At 70.5% G+C, this 13,719-nt stretch carries 11 protein-coding genes and 1 tRNA gene; 8 read left to right on the top strand and 4 right to left on the bottom strand.

Going from position 1 to position 13,719, the window contains the following annotated elements; genetic code table 11:
• Positions 1-43: 43 nt before the first annotated feature.
• A complete protein-coding gene (locus ACRRSS_RS36940) occupies positions 44-577 on the bottom strand; it encodes a VOC family protein (protein ID WP_435975610.1) in 534 nt (177 codons plus the stop codon).
• 337 nt (positions 578-914) lie between these two features.
• Here ACRRSS_RS36940 and ACRRSS_RS36935 point away from each other — a divergent pair, with 337 nt between their 5' ends.
• Positions 915-1,490 (top strand): transcriptional regulator, encoded by a 576-nt coding sequence (locus ACRRSS_RS36935; protein WP_435975609.1) that lies wholly within the window; start codon positions 915-917, stop codon positions 1,488-1,490.
• 27 nt (positions 1,491-1,517) lie between these two features.
• On the opposite strand, the gene ACRRSS_RS36930 is transcribed toward ACRRSS_RS36935, so the two are convergent.
• On the bottom strand, positions 1,518-4,199 hold the full coding sequence (locus ACRRSS_RS36930; protein WP_435975608.1) for a DUF6185 family protein: 2,682 nt from the start codon (positions 4,197-4,199) through the stop codon (positions 1,518-1,520).
• Positions 4,200-5,044: 845 nt separating this feature from the next.
• Between ACRRSS_RS36930 and ACRRSS_RS36925 the strand changes: the two genes are divergently transcribed.
• Positions 5,045-5,704, top strand: coding sequence for a peptidoglycan-binding domain-containing protein (locus tag ACRRSS_RS36925; protein WP_435975607.1), 660 nt, complete (start codon positions 5,045-5,047; stop codon positions 5,702-5,704).
• Between the two features lie 175 nt (positions 5,705-5,879).
• Positions 5,880-7,280 carry a choice-of-anchor A family protein gene (locus ACRRSS_RS36920; RefSeq protein WP_435975606.1) on the top strand — a complete coding sequence of 467 codons (1,401 nt, stop codon included), beginning with the start codon at positions 5,880-5,882 and terminating at the stop codon, positions 7,278-7,280.
• A gap of 183 nt (positions 7,281-7,463) precedes the next feature.
• On the opposite strand, the gene ACRRSS_RS36915 is transcribed toward ACRRSS_RS36920, so the two are convergent.
• Complete coding sequence (locus ACRRSS_RS36915; protein ID WP_435975605.1) at positions 7,464-8,630, bottom strand: competence protein CoiA family protein; 1,167 nt, start codon at positions 8,628-8,630, stop codon at positions 7,464-7,466.
• A 115-nt stretch (positions 8,631-8,745) separates the two neighbouring features.
• On the opposite strand from ACRRSS_RS36915, the gene ACRRSS_RS36910 reads away from it, so the two are divergent.
• Positions 8,746-8,820: transfer RNA gene (locus tag ACRRSS_RS36910), tRNA-Trp, on the top strand.
• Between the two features lie 126 nt (positions 8,821-8,946).
• Positions 8,947-10,224 carry an MFS transporter gene (locus ACRRSS_RS36905; RefSeq protein ID WP_435975604.1) on the top strand — a complete coding sequence of 426 codons (1,278 nt, stop codon included), beginning with the start codon at positions 8,947-8,949 and terminating at the stop codon, positions 10,222-10,224.
• Between the two features lie 984 nt (positions 10,225-11,208).
• On the opposite strand, the gene ACRRSS_RS36900 is transcribed toward ACRRSS_RS36905, so the two are convergent.
• Entirely contained in the window at positions 11,209-11,589 is a 381-nt protein-coding gene (locus ACRRSS_RS36900; RefSeq protein ID WP_435975603.1) for a winged helix-turn-helix transcriptional regulator, read from the bottom strand.
• Positions 11,590-11,663: 74 nt separating this feature from the next.
• Here ACRRSS_RS36900 and ACRRSS_RS36895 point away from each other — a divergent pair, with 74 nt between their 5' ends.
• The 3 genes from ACRRSS_RS36895 to ACRRSS_RS36885 all read left to right on the top strand — a co-directional run bounded on the left by ACRRSS_RS36895 (position 11,664) and on the right by ACRRSS_RS36885 (position 13,468).
• Positions 11,664-12,416: an NADPH-dependent F420 reductase gene (locus ACRRSS_RS36895; RefSeq protein WP_435975602.1), complete on the top strand. Its 753-nt coding sequence runs from the start codon at positions 11,664-11,666 to the stop codon at positions 12,414-12,416.
• Positions 12,376-13,026 (top strand): hypothetical protein, encoded by a 651-nt coding sequence (locus tag ACRRSS_RS36890; RefSeq protein ID WP_435975601.1) that lies wholly within the window; start codon positions 12,376-12,378, stop codon positions 13,024-13,026. Before ACRRSS_RS36895 ends, ACRRSS_RS36890 begins: the two co-directional genes overlap by 41 nt.
• 184 nt (positions 13,027-13,210) lie before the next feature.
• Positions 13,211-13,468, top strand: a complete 258-nt coding sequence (locus ACRRSS_RS36885; RefSeq protein WP_435975600.1) for a hypothetical protein — start codon at positions 13,211-13,213, stop codon at positions 13,466-13,468.
• Positions 13,469-13,719 lie beyond the last annotated feature (251 nt).

Below are 13,719 nucleotides of genomic sequence, written 5' to 3'. Positions count from 1 at the left end.
CCCACGGAGCCAGGCGGTGTGAGGGGCAGGAGGCGCTGCCGGCTCAGCTGTTCGTCCTGACGGGTGCGCTGCTGCGTCCGTGGGGTCGACCGCTGAGCTCGGCGTCGAGCGTCTCCTGAGCCACGCGCATGCCCTCGGCGTACACGGGCTCCTGCAGCCGCTTCCACATCTCCTCCTCGGAGGGGTGCTCGACGCAGCAGGTCACCCACCAGATGTTCCCGAAGGGATCCTTGATACGCCCTCCACGCTGTCCGAAGGCGTTGTCGGCCAGGGAGGTGACGATCTGGCCGCCGGCGGCGACGGCTCGCGAGAACGCCTCGTCGGCGTCGGCGACGAACACGCGCAGCAGGCTCGGCATGGCGGGCCAGTCCGCCTGTCGGTCGAAGGCCAGCACGACGGTGTCGCCGACCCGGATCTCGCCGTGACCGATCGAGCCGTCCTCGGTCGCCACCCGAGCGAGCTCCTCGCCTCCGAAGGCCTGGGCCACGAAGTCGAGAAAGGCCCCCGTGTCGTCGGTGACGATCCAGGGTGCGACGCTGGTGTAGCCCTCCGGTGCGGCGCTGGTCTGCTCAGGCATGGCGGCGGTCCTTTCGCTGGTGTCGACGTCCACCACCAACGCTAGGCATGAACTAGGTCAAATCCTGTCCTAGACGCCCGCCGACCGTAGCCCCGGCCCGGCCGTAGCCCCCGGCGCCACCGCAGTCCCGCCCGGCCCGGCGCCGGTCGGAAACGACTCACTCCCGCGGTCGATGCATTCCGGGATCAGGAGCGAGTGAATTCCCCTTCTGTACGCGTGTTCTGACAGGTTCGTCACGAGAATGGGCCCCGGCGGATCTGGTATTTTGGTGATGTTAGTCAGGTCTTGATGCTGATGCTGATGCTGATGGTGCAGCGGATGTGGGAGGGGGTGGGTTGTGCCGGAGCGGATTAACGAGTTCGGGAAGTTCGGGGCGCGTGGAATCAAGGGACACGAGCTCGTCGCCCGCCAGCTGGACGATTTGGCGGGTTTCGTGGCGACGCCCGTCCAGCAGCGCCGTGGGCTCATGGCCCGCCTCAACTACCTGACCCGCAGCGAGCACGCCCGCAACGCCGCCCGTGAGGCAGGCCTGACCGTCACCGACCGGACCCTCAAGGCGTGGACCGAGGGGAAGCGTTCTCCGTCGCGGAAGAATCTGGAGCGCATCGAGACCGCGTATCGGACGGTGCGGCGCCATAATGTGGCCCGGTACCTTTTGAGCCGATTGAACCGGCAGGGCCGTGGCACGCGGGTGGAGTTCCATCCGCTGAGCCAGTCCCAGGTCGCTCGCCCATTCCAAAGGGTCGTGGAATACCGGCATCTGAACGTGCGTCGGTGGGACGGAATTGTCGGGGCCTGGGTGGACCACGATTACAGTCGCCTGGACGACGTCTGGGTCAGCGAAGTGGTCCAGGACCTCGGGTCCCAGTGGGGTCAGTACGAGTACGTCTCCAACATCGGCTTCTCGGCCTGACCCGGAACGCGGGAACGTGCCCTACCCCTACCCCTTCGGCTCCGGCGGCTGCGGAGCGGAGTCGGGTTCTGCGAGGAACTGCCAGATGCTGATCATGGCGACGATCTGGGCGATGAGATAGGCGAACTGCAGCGAGTAGTAGCGCATCTGGTAGACCGACAGCAGGAGACCCATGCGGCTCTGCCAGTAACGGCGCTCGGTGCGGAAGGTGTCGAAGTCCATCGCGATGGCGGTGACCGTCAGGACGAAGAGCATCGTCGACACCGCGAGCGCTATGCCCGCGGTGCTCTCGTCCGTGAAGTGCAGGACAAGCCCGTCGGCCGCGGCGGGCAGCGCGAACGCGAGCGTCACCGGCAGGGCCTTCGCCGCACCTCGCTGCCCGGGGAGCCGGCGCCACAGGGCACCGAGGACGAAGGCGGCTCCGGTCCAGGTCGCCATCCAGCCGACGAGGGCGAGCAGGAGGCTGGGGACGCCGAACTGGTCGGAGAGGATCCCGGCCCAGCCCTCGCCACGGATGTGCCAGACCCAGATCATGAGGAAGGACGCCGGCACCGCCGGGATCAGGGACAGGCGGGCGCAGCGGCTGCCGTTGGCCCACCAGGTGTCCCTCGGTCCCAGTGCGAGGGCCGCGTCCACCACGGAGATCTTCGCCGGGAGCCGGTCCGCGAACCCCGGCGCGGGCGGGGTCGGGGGCCAGTCGTGCAGGTTGCTGAGGCGCCGTTCGAGGTTGCTGCGCTTCGGCGGCACGTCGCCGAACATGCCCTGGTCGAGCCGGCGCAGCTCCGCGTGGATCTCACGGTAGGAGCGAGACTTGTCGAGGAGCGTCGCCCGGCCGGCCGCGTCTGCCACCGTCGCCAGTGGGCGCCCCGAGCCTTCGAGGGGCTGGGAGAGGGCGGAGCGCCCGGCGAAGGGCGCCACGAACCCGTACAGCGCCAGCATGCCGAGCAGCTGCCACAGCAGCGAGATCGTGCCGAAGCCGGCGACGTACCCGCCGGGAAGCGTCACCACCACTCCGAAGAAGGTGACGACGAGCAGCCGGTCGGCCGGTTCTTCGAGCGGGGAGACGGCGGTCGCCGAGCGCCGGGCGCGCAGGACGGCGAGCATCGCGACGGCCGTGAGCAGCCACAGGTAGGAGGAGAGCCAGTCCTGGGCCCGGGGTACGGAGAACAGGGACTCCCACACGAAGTTGTTCCAGTGGTCGCGACCGTACTGGGGGACGGAGCGGTCGCTGAGCCAGGAAGCCCGTTGCCAGGCGCGTTCCTCGGTGAGGGCGAAGAAGGCCGATACGAGGATCGTCCAGGCCAGGACAGCCGGACCGGCGACGCGGAGTCTGAGGACCCGGTCGTTCCCGGGGAAGCGGCGGCTCCCGGGCAGGAGACCTCCGTCCGTCGCCAGGCGCCAGGCGGCGGCGGCCCACGCGAGCGAGCACAGGGCGAAGAGGCAGACGGACGCGGTCGTCTCGGCCGCGAGCGCGAGGCCGGACGCCCTGAAGAGCGCCTCGCTCCGCAGATCGAACGTGCCGGGCGCCGTCGCCACCAGCAAGGGCGGCACCGTGAGGCAGGCGAGCGCCGCCCAGACCCGAGGAGTCGGCCGCGCCGAGGTGAGCAGCACGGCCACGAACGCGAGGGCGAAGCCGTGGTCACGGAGGGCCAGATCGTTCTGCCAGAAGACGTCGTCCCGTAGCTCCTCTCCGTACTGCTGGAGCACCGCTCTGCCGTCGATCAGGAGGCCGAGGAGCACGGACGCCATAGCCCACTGGGCGAGGTTCCGCAGTGTGCGGTCCTGCCGGGCCGTGGGAGCCGTTGACCGCCGACGGTAGAGGACCACCCCGTAGAGGAGAAGGGCACTGGTGAGGACGCCGGAGACCATGTAGCCGCTGCGGTCGAGGAGCGCGACGACCGGGCGATTGTTCCGGGCGCCCCAGGAGCGCTGCCAGGAAGGCTTGAGCCGTACGGACACCGCAGGGACAGGCTTGGTCGCGGCCGCCTTCGCTGCGGCCTTCTGCCTTCCCTTCTCCGCTGCCCCCTTGTCGGCAGTCCCTTTCTCGACCGCCGGCTTCTTGGTGGCCGTACCCTTCGTCGGATTCCTGGCCGCCGGCTTCTTGGTCGACGACGGCGCCGGATGCCACAACAGCGCCGTGGCGCCCTCGCCCCCGTCGGGCATCGGCGTCGCGGTCTCGGCGCCCGGGCCGCCGGGGTCCACCTTGATCTCGGTCCAGCGCGCGCCGGCGAGGGCGCGGGGCACGTCGAGCCCGATCGTCCACCGGTCATCGGTCGCGCGCACCCTCCATACGCCGGCGTGGACGGTGTCCTGCACATTGACCCAGGTGTGTGTCCGGTCGACGACCGTCACACCGCCGTCCTTCTCCGCCGTCACCTCGGGCGGGCCGTCGCGCCACTCGGACCAGAGCCGGTGCTGGCCGACCTGCGGACGGGTGATGCAGGCCATTGCCCGGATGTACTCGGGGCTTTCCTCACTCAGCAACAGGTTCCTGGCGAAGGGCCAGGCGGCGGGCACCTCCACGCGCAGCTCGGACCGCACCTTCGTGGACGTGCGGTTCCCGTGCTCCAGCAGCACCCAGGTGCTGACGCGTGCCGTGGCCAGTTTCGTGGACCGGCAGTCGTCCACGGGGGCGGGTGCCGCCGGGGGCGCGGCGGCGAGCAGCAGCATGAGGAGCAGGAGCAGGACGCCCGCCGCTCGCCCTGACACGCACCCGCCGAATGATCCCGTCACGGCACGCACGACACGGCTACGACCGCTCAACAGAGCTTCCCCCCTAGGAATCCGCGAACGCCATGATGTCGCACGCGTCCCCGGCGGGACAGCCTTGCCCGCGTACCGGACCGCCGACGGTGGGCGGTGGGCGACCCGAGGCGGGAGGCGGGGCGGGAGGCGGGGCGGGGGAGGTGTGGCGCGGGACGAGGGAGGTGTGGCGATAGCGGGGTGCGTCATGCTCCGACGCGGTTCCCCCCCCGTGGCGGGGAGGCGATGGATCAGACGGTCAAAAGCTGAGGGAACGGCAGGAAAATTCAACTCCTTTGCGCTCAATGCGACATGAGGAGGCGCTCCGGATGCCTCGCGAACGTGACGCGCGTCACTTATTAAGTGTTGTTTAAGAATCAACGTCGCGAGTGTCACCTTTTCACGCGATTTCACCGCAGTTGACGCTCGCCTTGAACGTCGGTCAAATTCTCCTCGGTTCCACCCCGCATCCTCGCGATCTCGCCGTATCGACCACGGTTTCACCTCATCTGGAGCACTTGATGCGCGACAGGACTGCCCTGACCACAGCAGTCACCTCCGGCGCCCGTGAAACGGTGCCGGCCCCCACTCAGGGCAACCGTGTCTTCGGAAAGGTCGCAGGGCTCGGCGGCGACGGCCCGGGCGCGCGAGAGCAGGACGTCGAGCTCTTCGACTCCACGCTGAGCATGCCGAAGGCCACTGGGGAGGCCGGTTCTCACGGGCGTCACAAGGCGGGGAAGCCCCGCTACGTACGCAAGTCGTCCCGGTCACGCAGGGCGCCGAGGACACCGAGCCGCGAGAGACAGGTCGGCATGTCGCTCCCGCTCCTGCTCTCTGGTGCTCTCGCGGCCGGGATCGGGCTGACGGTGGGTCTCACCTCGGGCCTGCACCGGACGTCGCCGGACAGTGTGACCCTCACGATGCCCGACCTCCCGTCGCCCAGTGCGACCCCGGAGACCGAGCCCCCGGCCATGACACCCCCGGCCACGACACCCCCGGCCACGAAGCCGCCGACCACTCAACGGACTTCCACCCGGACCACGGCGCTCGCGGCCCCGACGACATCAGCCCCGCCCTCCGGCCACCCCTCCCGGCAGCCCCCGCCCCCGCCCACCGCCCCGCCCCCGACCACGCACAAGCCGAAGCAGTCGCCGACCCGTGACTCCCAGCGGCCCGAGCGGCCGGACGAGGGACTCCTCCGGCTCGGCAGCACCGGCCCGGAGGTCGAGGATCTCCAGCGCCGACTCCAACAGCTGTACCTGTTCCTCGGGGTGGCGGACGGGATGTTCGGCGAGGCGGTGGAGGTGGCCCTCAGCCGCTACCAGGCGGCCCGCAACATCCCGGAGGAGTGGGGCGTCTACGGCCCCCTGACCCGAGCGGCGCTCCAAGCGGAGACCGATCGGGACGACCGCGAGAACCACGACGACCGGAACGACTGGGGCGACCGCGAGGACTGGCGCTGGGACGACTGACCCACCCCCCTCACCCCCCAACCCCTCACCCCCTCACCCCCCCACCCTCCTCCCGGACCCTCACCCCCCACCCCTAAACCCCTAAGCCCTGACCCGTCTCCACCCCTCACCCTCCCCACCACCAGAGAACGGCACAGCCATGCCCAAAACGATCACCGGAACCACGACCACGCGGATGCGTGGAGCAGTGGCACTCGGCCTCCTCCTCGGCCTCTCGGCCCCGGGAGTCGCTCTCGCCGCGCCCCTCACCCCCACGCCCGGGCAGTCCCCGTCGTGCCCGGCTCCCGGCAAGGAGCCCGGGATCGCCCACAACCCCCGCTTCACCGACGCCAACGTGGCTCTGTACGCGGGTGGCGACTACACCGCCGACGGCGCGACGGCCGAGGCGGAGGGCCTGCTGGTCGTCCGGGGCGACGCCACCTTCGCCAAGGAATCCGGAGGAGTGTTCAACGTCGGCCGGGTCGGGGCCGGTTCGGGCATCCTGCCCGAGTCGGGCTCGGTGATGCTGTCGGTCGGCGGCAACCTGAAGATCGCAAAGGGGACCACCGTCGACGTGGGCCACGGCCTGACGGCGGGCCCGCGCTACGGCGGCGCGGTCCGGGTCGGCGGGGAGGTCGACGAGCAGGGCTCGCTGGTGACGAACGGCGGGGCCCTCTCCACCGGCATGGGCGTGCGGGAGGCCCTGAGCCCGTACGACACGTTCGGCGACACGGTCAGAGGAGAGTCGGTCGCGCTCGGAGCGCTGAAGCCCACCGGCAGGAGCGTCCGCTCGGGCGGCACCGTGACCTTCGAGGGCGGCGGCGACGCGGCCGGCCCGCAGGTCTTCGAGATCTCCGCCAAGGACATCGACGGGGCCTCGGCCTTCGACTTCCGGTCGATCCCCGAAGGAGACGCCGTCGTGGTCAACGTGACGGGCGGCCAGGCGGTCGGCATCGCGCCCCTGTCGGTCGGGTTCAACGGCGACCGGGTGGACACGTACGACTCCCCGGGCTTCGGCGAAGCGGCATCGCGGATCCTCTACAACTTCGAGGAGTCCGGCTCGATCAGCCTGGGCGGCGGGGGCAACTTCATGGGTTCGGTCCTCGCGCCCAAGGCGACCGCGGACCTGACCGCCAGCACCAACGGCCGTGTCTACGTCGGCGGCGACATCCGCACCCACGGCACGGGCAACGAGAGCCACAACTACCCCTGGACCGGCTCATCGAAGTTCGCGTGCAAGCCCAAGCCGACCGCGCCGGAGAGCCCGGACGGCACGCCTGAGCAGCCCGGTCCCTCCCAGCCCACCTCGACGCCGTCGCAGCCCGGCGCCGAGAACACACCCCCGACGGAGCCGGGCACGTCCACCCCGACGCCTGCCCCGCCCACCGAGACCCCCGCACCGTCCACTCCGACGCCCGGACCCTCCGAGTCGACGCCCGCGCAGCCCACGACACCTCCGACAGGCGGCAAGGACGGCGGCTCACTCGCGACGACGGGCGCGGGCCAGTTCGCGCCGTACGCGATCGCGGCCGCTGCGCTGGGCGCGATCGGCGGAGCGATCCTGCTGGTCACGCGCCGTCGCAAGGCACAGGGCTGACGCAGCCCGCGTCACCCTCCCCGGCCCCGGGTTCGACGGCAGCACGTCGAACCCGGGGCGCCGACCGACAGTGCGGACCACCGACAACCGACACACACCACGCAAGCCCTTCCCGCCGGCCCCCACACACCGCCCCCCCAACCCCCCACCCCCCCAACCGCACACCGCCCCCCACCCAATCCCCTAATAAACCCCACCCGGCCGAACCCACCAGCACTCGAACGACTCCGATACCGGGGACGCCACGAACACCTCCACGTCGCCGAAGGCCAGGTCGGCCACCCGGTGCAGAGCCGGAACGTCGTCGACGAGGACCGGGGTCGTCTCCACCCACTCCCCGAGACGAGCGGGCAGCGCCACGGCGACGACGCGCACCCCGCCATCCCTCTTCACGTACAGCGGTCGGCCGTCCCCGTACGCGGCGGAGGGCGCGCCGAAGAACGTGTCGCGCCCGAGCGCACCCCGCACGATCGCCTCGAAGCTCCGCCACCACGCGGATCCGATCCCCGTCCGGGTCCAGAACCGCTCGTACGCCGCCGCCTTCTCCTCCTTCGCGGCCTGAGCCTTCCGGCGGCGAACGTCCTCCGCCTCCCGCTCCGCATGCCGACGCGCGGACTCCTCCTGCGCGGCGGCCGCGTAGTGGGGCGCCGTCCAGAACCGGCCCCGACAGGCCTCCCAGGGTTCGCCCGGTCCATAGACGATCCGCTCCTCGTGCTGGGCCAGGCGTCCGTCGAGGACCCAGGCCACCGCGTCGTCCAGCGCGACGGCCTCGACCGCCTGCCACCCGCTACCGGCCGAGTACCGGGCGATCACACCGCGCACCGTCCGCGGCCCCCCGTCGGGGCTCGTGACGTGCAGGGACGGAACCGCCGCCATCCACGGCCGGGGGCGCTGGCGGTCGTCGAACCAGCACACCTCCACTCCGTCGGCCGCGTACCGCTCGGTGCGCTCGCGCACGGCGTCCTCGGTGATCGGCGAGAGCTGGGCCTCCAGCGCGTACCGGAGCCCGTCCGGAGAGACGGCGAGTACATCGGCCCGCCAGGCGCCGTGGGGCGCGGCGGCCTCCAGGAGTACTTCCCAGCCGGCGGCCCGTCCGGCCGCGGCGAGGTCCGACTTGAGCAGCAGGTGTCCGACGCTCTCGCCCGCCATGGGACAGTCGGGAGTGCGCCGCCGGTGGGCGAAGTGCCGGAGCCCTAGAACCGACTTACGGGCGACCATCCGGCCCTCACAGGCCGCGCAGGACAGCGGAGCCCGCGCCCGGTGGATGTCCTCCCAGCCCACTCCGCACCCCAGATCGGGCTGGGTGGCGTCCAGCCTTCCGTGTTCGGGGTGCTGGGCGGTGAAGGGCATTGCCGGAACCTTCCCACGGCCGGACCGCCGCACGCCGCCGAAAAACCACTCCATCGTATGGTCACCAAAACCAGTGGCGCCAAGATCGATCCAGGTGCCAAGCTCCTTCTACCGAAGGGGCGTAGCTCAGCCCGGCCAGAGCAGCGGACTCCAAACCCGCATGTCGCAGGTTCGAATCCTGTCGCCCCTGCACGAGCGGCAGAGCGGCCAGGCCCTCAGGGACCTGGCCGCTCTCCCGTAGATCGAGCTTCCCGCCCACGACGACCGGGAACGGCGCACCCCCGACGGCGTGTACGGCCGTTGCTAGCCTCCTTCCATGATCAAGGGACGTTCGCCGGGCCGAATAGCCCACCTGGCCGGGGCCAACAGGTCGGAGCGCGTACTGATCCTGGCCAGCTTCGTGAACCGGGTCGGCAACGGTCTCTTCAACACGGCGTCCGCGCTCTACTTCACGTTGGTCGTGGACCTCCCGGCGGTGCAGGTGGGCGCCGCCCTCACCGTCGCCGGCCTGATCGGGCTGATCGCGGGGATACCGGGAGGCCATCTGGCCGACCGACACGGCCCACGCACGATCATGATGCTCGCCCTGGCGGTCCAGGCCGTGGCGATGTCCGCGCTCGTGCTGGTCGAGAGCTGGACCGCCCTCACGGTCATCGCCACCGTCGACCAGCTGGCCGCGGCCGCCGGCGGCGCGGCCTGGGGAGCCCTCGTCGTCCGGGTCGGCCCCGACCGCCCCGCGATGTTCCGGGCGAAGCTCCGCACGTACGTCAATCTGGGCGTCGTCCTGGGAACCGTCGGGGCCGGATTCGCGGTCGCGGCGAACTCCCGTACCGCCTACACCGTGCTGATCCTCGGCAACGCGGCCAGCTTCGCACTCTGCGCCCTCCTGCTGTTCCTGCTTCCCCACTACAAAGCGGTGGCGGCGCCACCGTCGCAGGAGCGCCGCTGGATCGCCCTCACCGACCGCCCGTTCGTCACCTTCACGGCCCTCTACGGTGCGATGGGGCTCCAGTACCCGGTGGTGTCCCTCCTCCTCCCGATCTGGATCTCGGAACACACGGACGCACCGCGCTGGACCGTGGCCGCGGTATCCGCGATCAATTCCGGCGTCTGCGTCCTGCTGCAGGCCAGAATCGGCTCCCGTATCGAAACCCCTCACGACGGCGGCAAGGCGTTCCGTACGGCAGGACTGCTCTTCCTCGTCAGCTGCCCGATGATGGCCCTGGCCGCGCACACCCCCGTATGGGCGGCCGCCGCCCTCGTGGTCGCGGCGATCCTCGTCCACAGCGTCGGCGAGATCTGGGAGTCATCGGCCGGCTTCGCCCTCGGCTTCGGCCTCGCACCGGACCACGCCCAGGGCCAGTACCAAGGGGTCCTCGGAATGGGCTTCAGCGCTGGCCAGGCACTCGCCCCCGCCCTCCTCACCACCGTCGTACTCGGACTGGGCACGACGGGCTGGCTGCTCCTCGGCGCGTTCTTCGCCACCCTGGGAGCCGCCGGCCCCTCGCTCGAACGCTGGGGCACACGAACCCGATCGCACCAGACAGCCGCAACCGCGGACACCGACGGCACTCCGGGCGAGGCACACGCGTAGCTGACGAAGCGGCAGGAGCGACTGCCAGAGCATGACGAAGCTGATCGATGGGGATCTGCACGGGTTCGCTTGGCCACGAGCGCCCTTCACGCAGCCACGTCGGCAACGACACTCGGCATCGACACATGGAGAACGACGTTGGCCGGCTCCACTTGTTCGTACGGTTCGGGGGAGGCGCGATCTGCTCTGCCCGCGCGGCCCCGGCTTCCCTTCCGTTCCGGGCAGCCGCCTGGATGCCGACCTGCCTCTTCCTGGTGGAATCTTTCCCTCTTACCGGGGATCGGTGCTGCTCACATGGGGTGAACGAGCCCCGTGACTCGTTCCCGGACCAGGGCCGGAGGCGTTGATGGGGATGTGAGTACCTCAAGCACCGCCCCGATACAGACCGCTCCTCTCGCCACCCCCGCTCCTTCCGCCGGGGACGACTCGGGTGTGGACACCGCGCCCTGCGCCATAGTGGTCGAACCCTGTGCCGCTCTGGGCTTCATGAACGCCGCTGCCACCACGGGGCGGCAGACGGCTCGGGTCAGCTCACCGTCGACGACGGCCACGTCATGATGTTCATACTCCTGACCTGCGTACCCATGGTCATGGCGGTCGTCCTGGTCCAGCTGGAACCCTGCGAACCCCGCCACAGCCGAAGGCGCGTGGCCCAGCCTGCCCGTCCCGCACCTCGCAGAACGTTGATCCACTGCCGTCTGGCACTCCCGCTCCCGGAGGCAACGGCGTAAGCGAGAAGAGGCGTTGGGGCGGGCAACAGGACGCAGGCCCCCACACCTGCCTCACCCCACACCTGCCCCACCGCACACCTACACCCCCGCACACCTACACCACCGCACACCTACACCACCGCGCTGCGGCTGATCGCCGGCCCAGCCCCCCGTGTGGTCCCCCACCACGGTGTGGGACCACACGGCATTTCTCCCCAGCCCCTTCTACCAGGCGGGGGTGTCGTGGGCGACGGTGGTGTCGCCGCCTCCGGCACTAGCGTGCAGAAGGCGGGGACTGAGGGTCGGGAGTGCACGCTGCTTCCTGGGCTGCCATGACCTCATCGCCGTACTCGAAGGCCCATGCGCCCACGGCGTCGATGGGCGCCAGCAAGGTCCGGCCCAGAGCGGTGAGTCGGTACTCGACCCGTGAAGGCGCGTCGGAGTCCGCCCGGCGCTCGACCAGTCCGTTGAACTGCAGCCGGCGCAGAGTCTCGGTGAGCACCTTGGAACTGATGCCCCCGATCCGCTCCCGCAACTCGACCGGGCGCCTGGGACCGTCGCGCAGTGCCCAGAGCACCACGGCATTCCAGGTGTTGGAGAGCAGGTCGAAGGCGAGGCGGGCGCGGCAGTCGGCGAGGAAGGCGTCGGTCGTCACGTACCACATGGTGCCCGAACGGCCGTCTAGCGTCGGTGTGAACGGTCGGAGCAGGCACGGAGAGGGACCAAGCGATGAGAATCGGCGTACTGGGCACGGGCAACATGGCCGATGCGCTCGCCACCCACTGGGTGCGGGCCGGGCACGACGTGATCATCGGGGGACGGGACCCACACAAGGCGGAGCGGCTCGCGACGCGCATCGGAGGCAGCGCGAGACCCGCGAGTCCGCGCGAGGCGGCCGACTCCAGCCAGGTGGTGCTGGTCGCACTGCCCTTCGGGGCGGGAGTGGACGTCGTACGGGACCTGCACGTGGCCCTGGAGGGCAAGGCGCTGCTCGACTGCTCCAACCCGGTCGGGCCGGGATTCCGGCTGCTGACGGAAGGAGGCCCGTCAGCCGCGCGGCAACTGGCGACGGCGGCACCGGGAGCCCACGTGATCAAGGCGTTCAACCTCTGCCACGAGGACGTGTGGCGCATGCGGCCCCCCGTCTTCGACGGGCGACCACTGGCCGTTCCGGTCTGCGGAGACGACGAGACCGCCCTCGCGCGCGTGCGTGAACTGATACGGGACGTGGGCTGTGAACCCGTGGCCGGCGGCGGTCTCGAACGCGCGGGACTCCTGGAAGCGACCGCCGCGCTCTTCATCGGGCTGTGGGTCGGCGAGGGAGCGGATGCCCAGGCGATCGCCCCTCCGCTCGCCTACGCGGCGGGACCGAGCCACCAGGACGTGGAGGGCGGTAGGCGGCTTTCCGGTGAGGGGGCGGGGATACGGGACACTCGGCCAGGTGATGACGATGCAGCCCGTCCTGGAGACGTACGCCCCTGACGGCTTTACCCTCTGGCCCGTTGCCGAGGCCGAGTCGTTCGGGTACCTGGCACTCAGCGGTGGGCTCACCTTCGCCGAGGTCGGGACGGCGGTGATGCGCATCGCCGCATGCAACGACATCGACCCCGATCCCCACGCGGGAGACGACCGCCCTCCCCGGCCGGCCGACCCGCTCGGATCATTCCTGCACGGACTGCTCACCTTCGACAGCCCCTTCGCGGCCGGCGGCCTGCGGGTCGCGGACAGCTCCACAGGCGCCACCTTCCTCCCCGGCTGCTGCAACGGTCTGGAGGAATGGCGCGCCTGGCACACAGTCATCGGCGGCAGCGGACCGGTCTCCTTCGGCCATGACCCCGACCCCGTGGCCGAGCTCATCGGCTACACCGTCCGGCTGACCGTCGACGTCGAGCGCGACGACAGCCCAGTGATCGAACTGCCGACCATCGAGCTCGGCCACCTCCTGGACGGGGCCGAGCGAGACCTGACCGACTTCCTCACCCTCGCGACCGACTGGGCCTCCCAGCACCTACCCGACCACACGGCCCCCGTCGCAGCCGCCCTGGCACGAGCTCTCGACCTACCCATGCCGGCCGTATCGCCAAGTCGATAGAGACACCACCTGATGGAGGCGACGAGACCACACGACGAGACCGAACCCCACACCCCACACAGATCAAGCGCGCCGCGCCGCCCCCGCACCCAGGAACCCCACAGGCGCTCGGTGTCCGCCGTGGACCCATCCACGTTCGGTTCTCTCTCACGTGACCTGTGGGGGCGGGACGCGTTCATCAGCCATGCGAAAGATCATCACGTGCGGCCTGCTGGCCGCCGCGGCCCTCTCCGCCGCCACGCCCGCCTTCGCCGACAACGACAGCAACTTCGGCAGCGGGGTCAACGCGGCGAACAACTGGAACTTCACCGCCGCTGACGTATGCATCCAGGAACTCGCCGTGGTGCCCGCCCTCAGCGACTGGACCGGCGACCACAAGAACAACTGCTCCAACGGCAACGTCATCGACCACTCCGGCAGCACAGTGCCGCCCGGCCACTGACGACACGCCTCGCACCTCCACCGAGCACTGCCCGCACCGCCCCTCACACGCCGGCATCCGCACGTACCCGTGCACACGTCACGGTGGCACGTGCGGGTGCCGGCGAACCTCCCCCTCCCGCCACGCCCGCCGGTGATCACCGCAGTAACGAAGGGTCTGCCCGCCCACCCGTCGACCTGACGCAGACGGCCCGGACCGCACCAGGAAATCCGGATCGTGCTCGCGCCATACGCGTGCGGTGCGCGCCACAC

It is taken from the genome of Streptomyces sp. Qhu_M48, assembly GCF_051305195.1.
Lineage (GTDB): Bacteria > Actinomycetota > Actinomycetes > Streptomycetales > Streptomycetaceae > Streptomyces.
The sequence above is the reverse complement of the archived record's forward strand: the minus strand, read 5'-3'. Positions and strand labels throughout refer to the sequence as shown.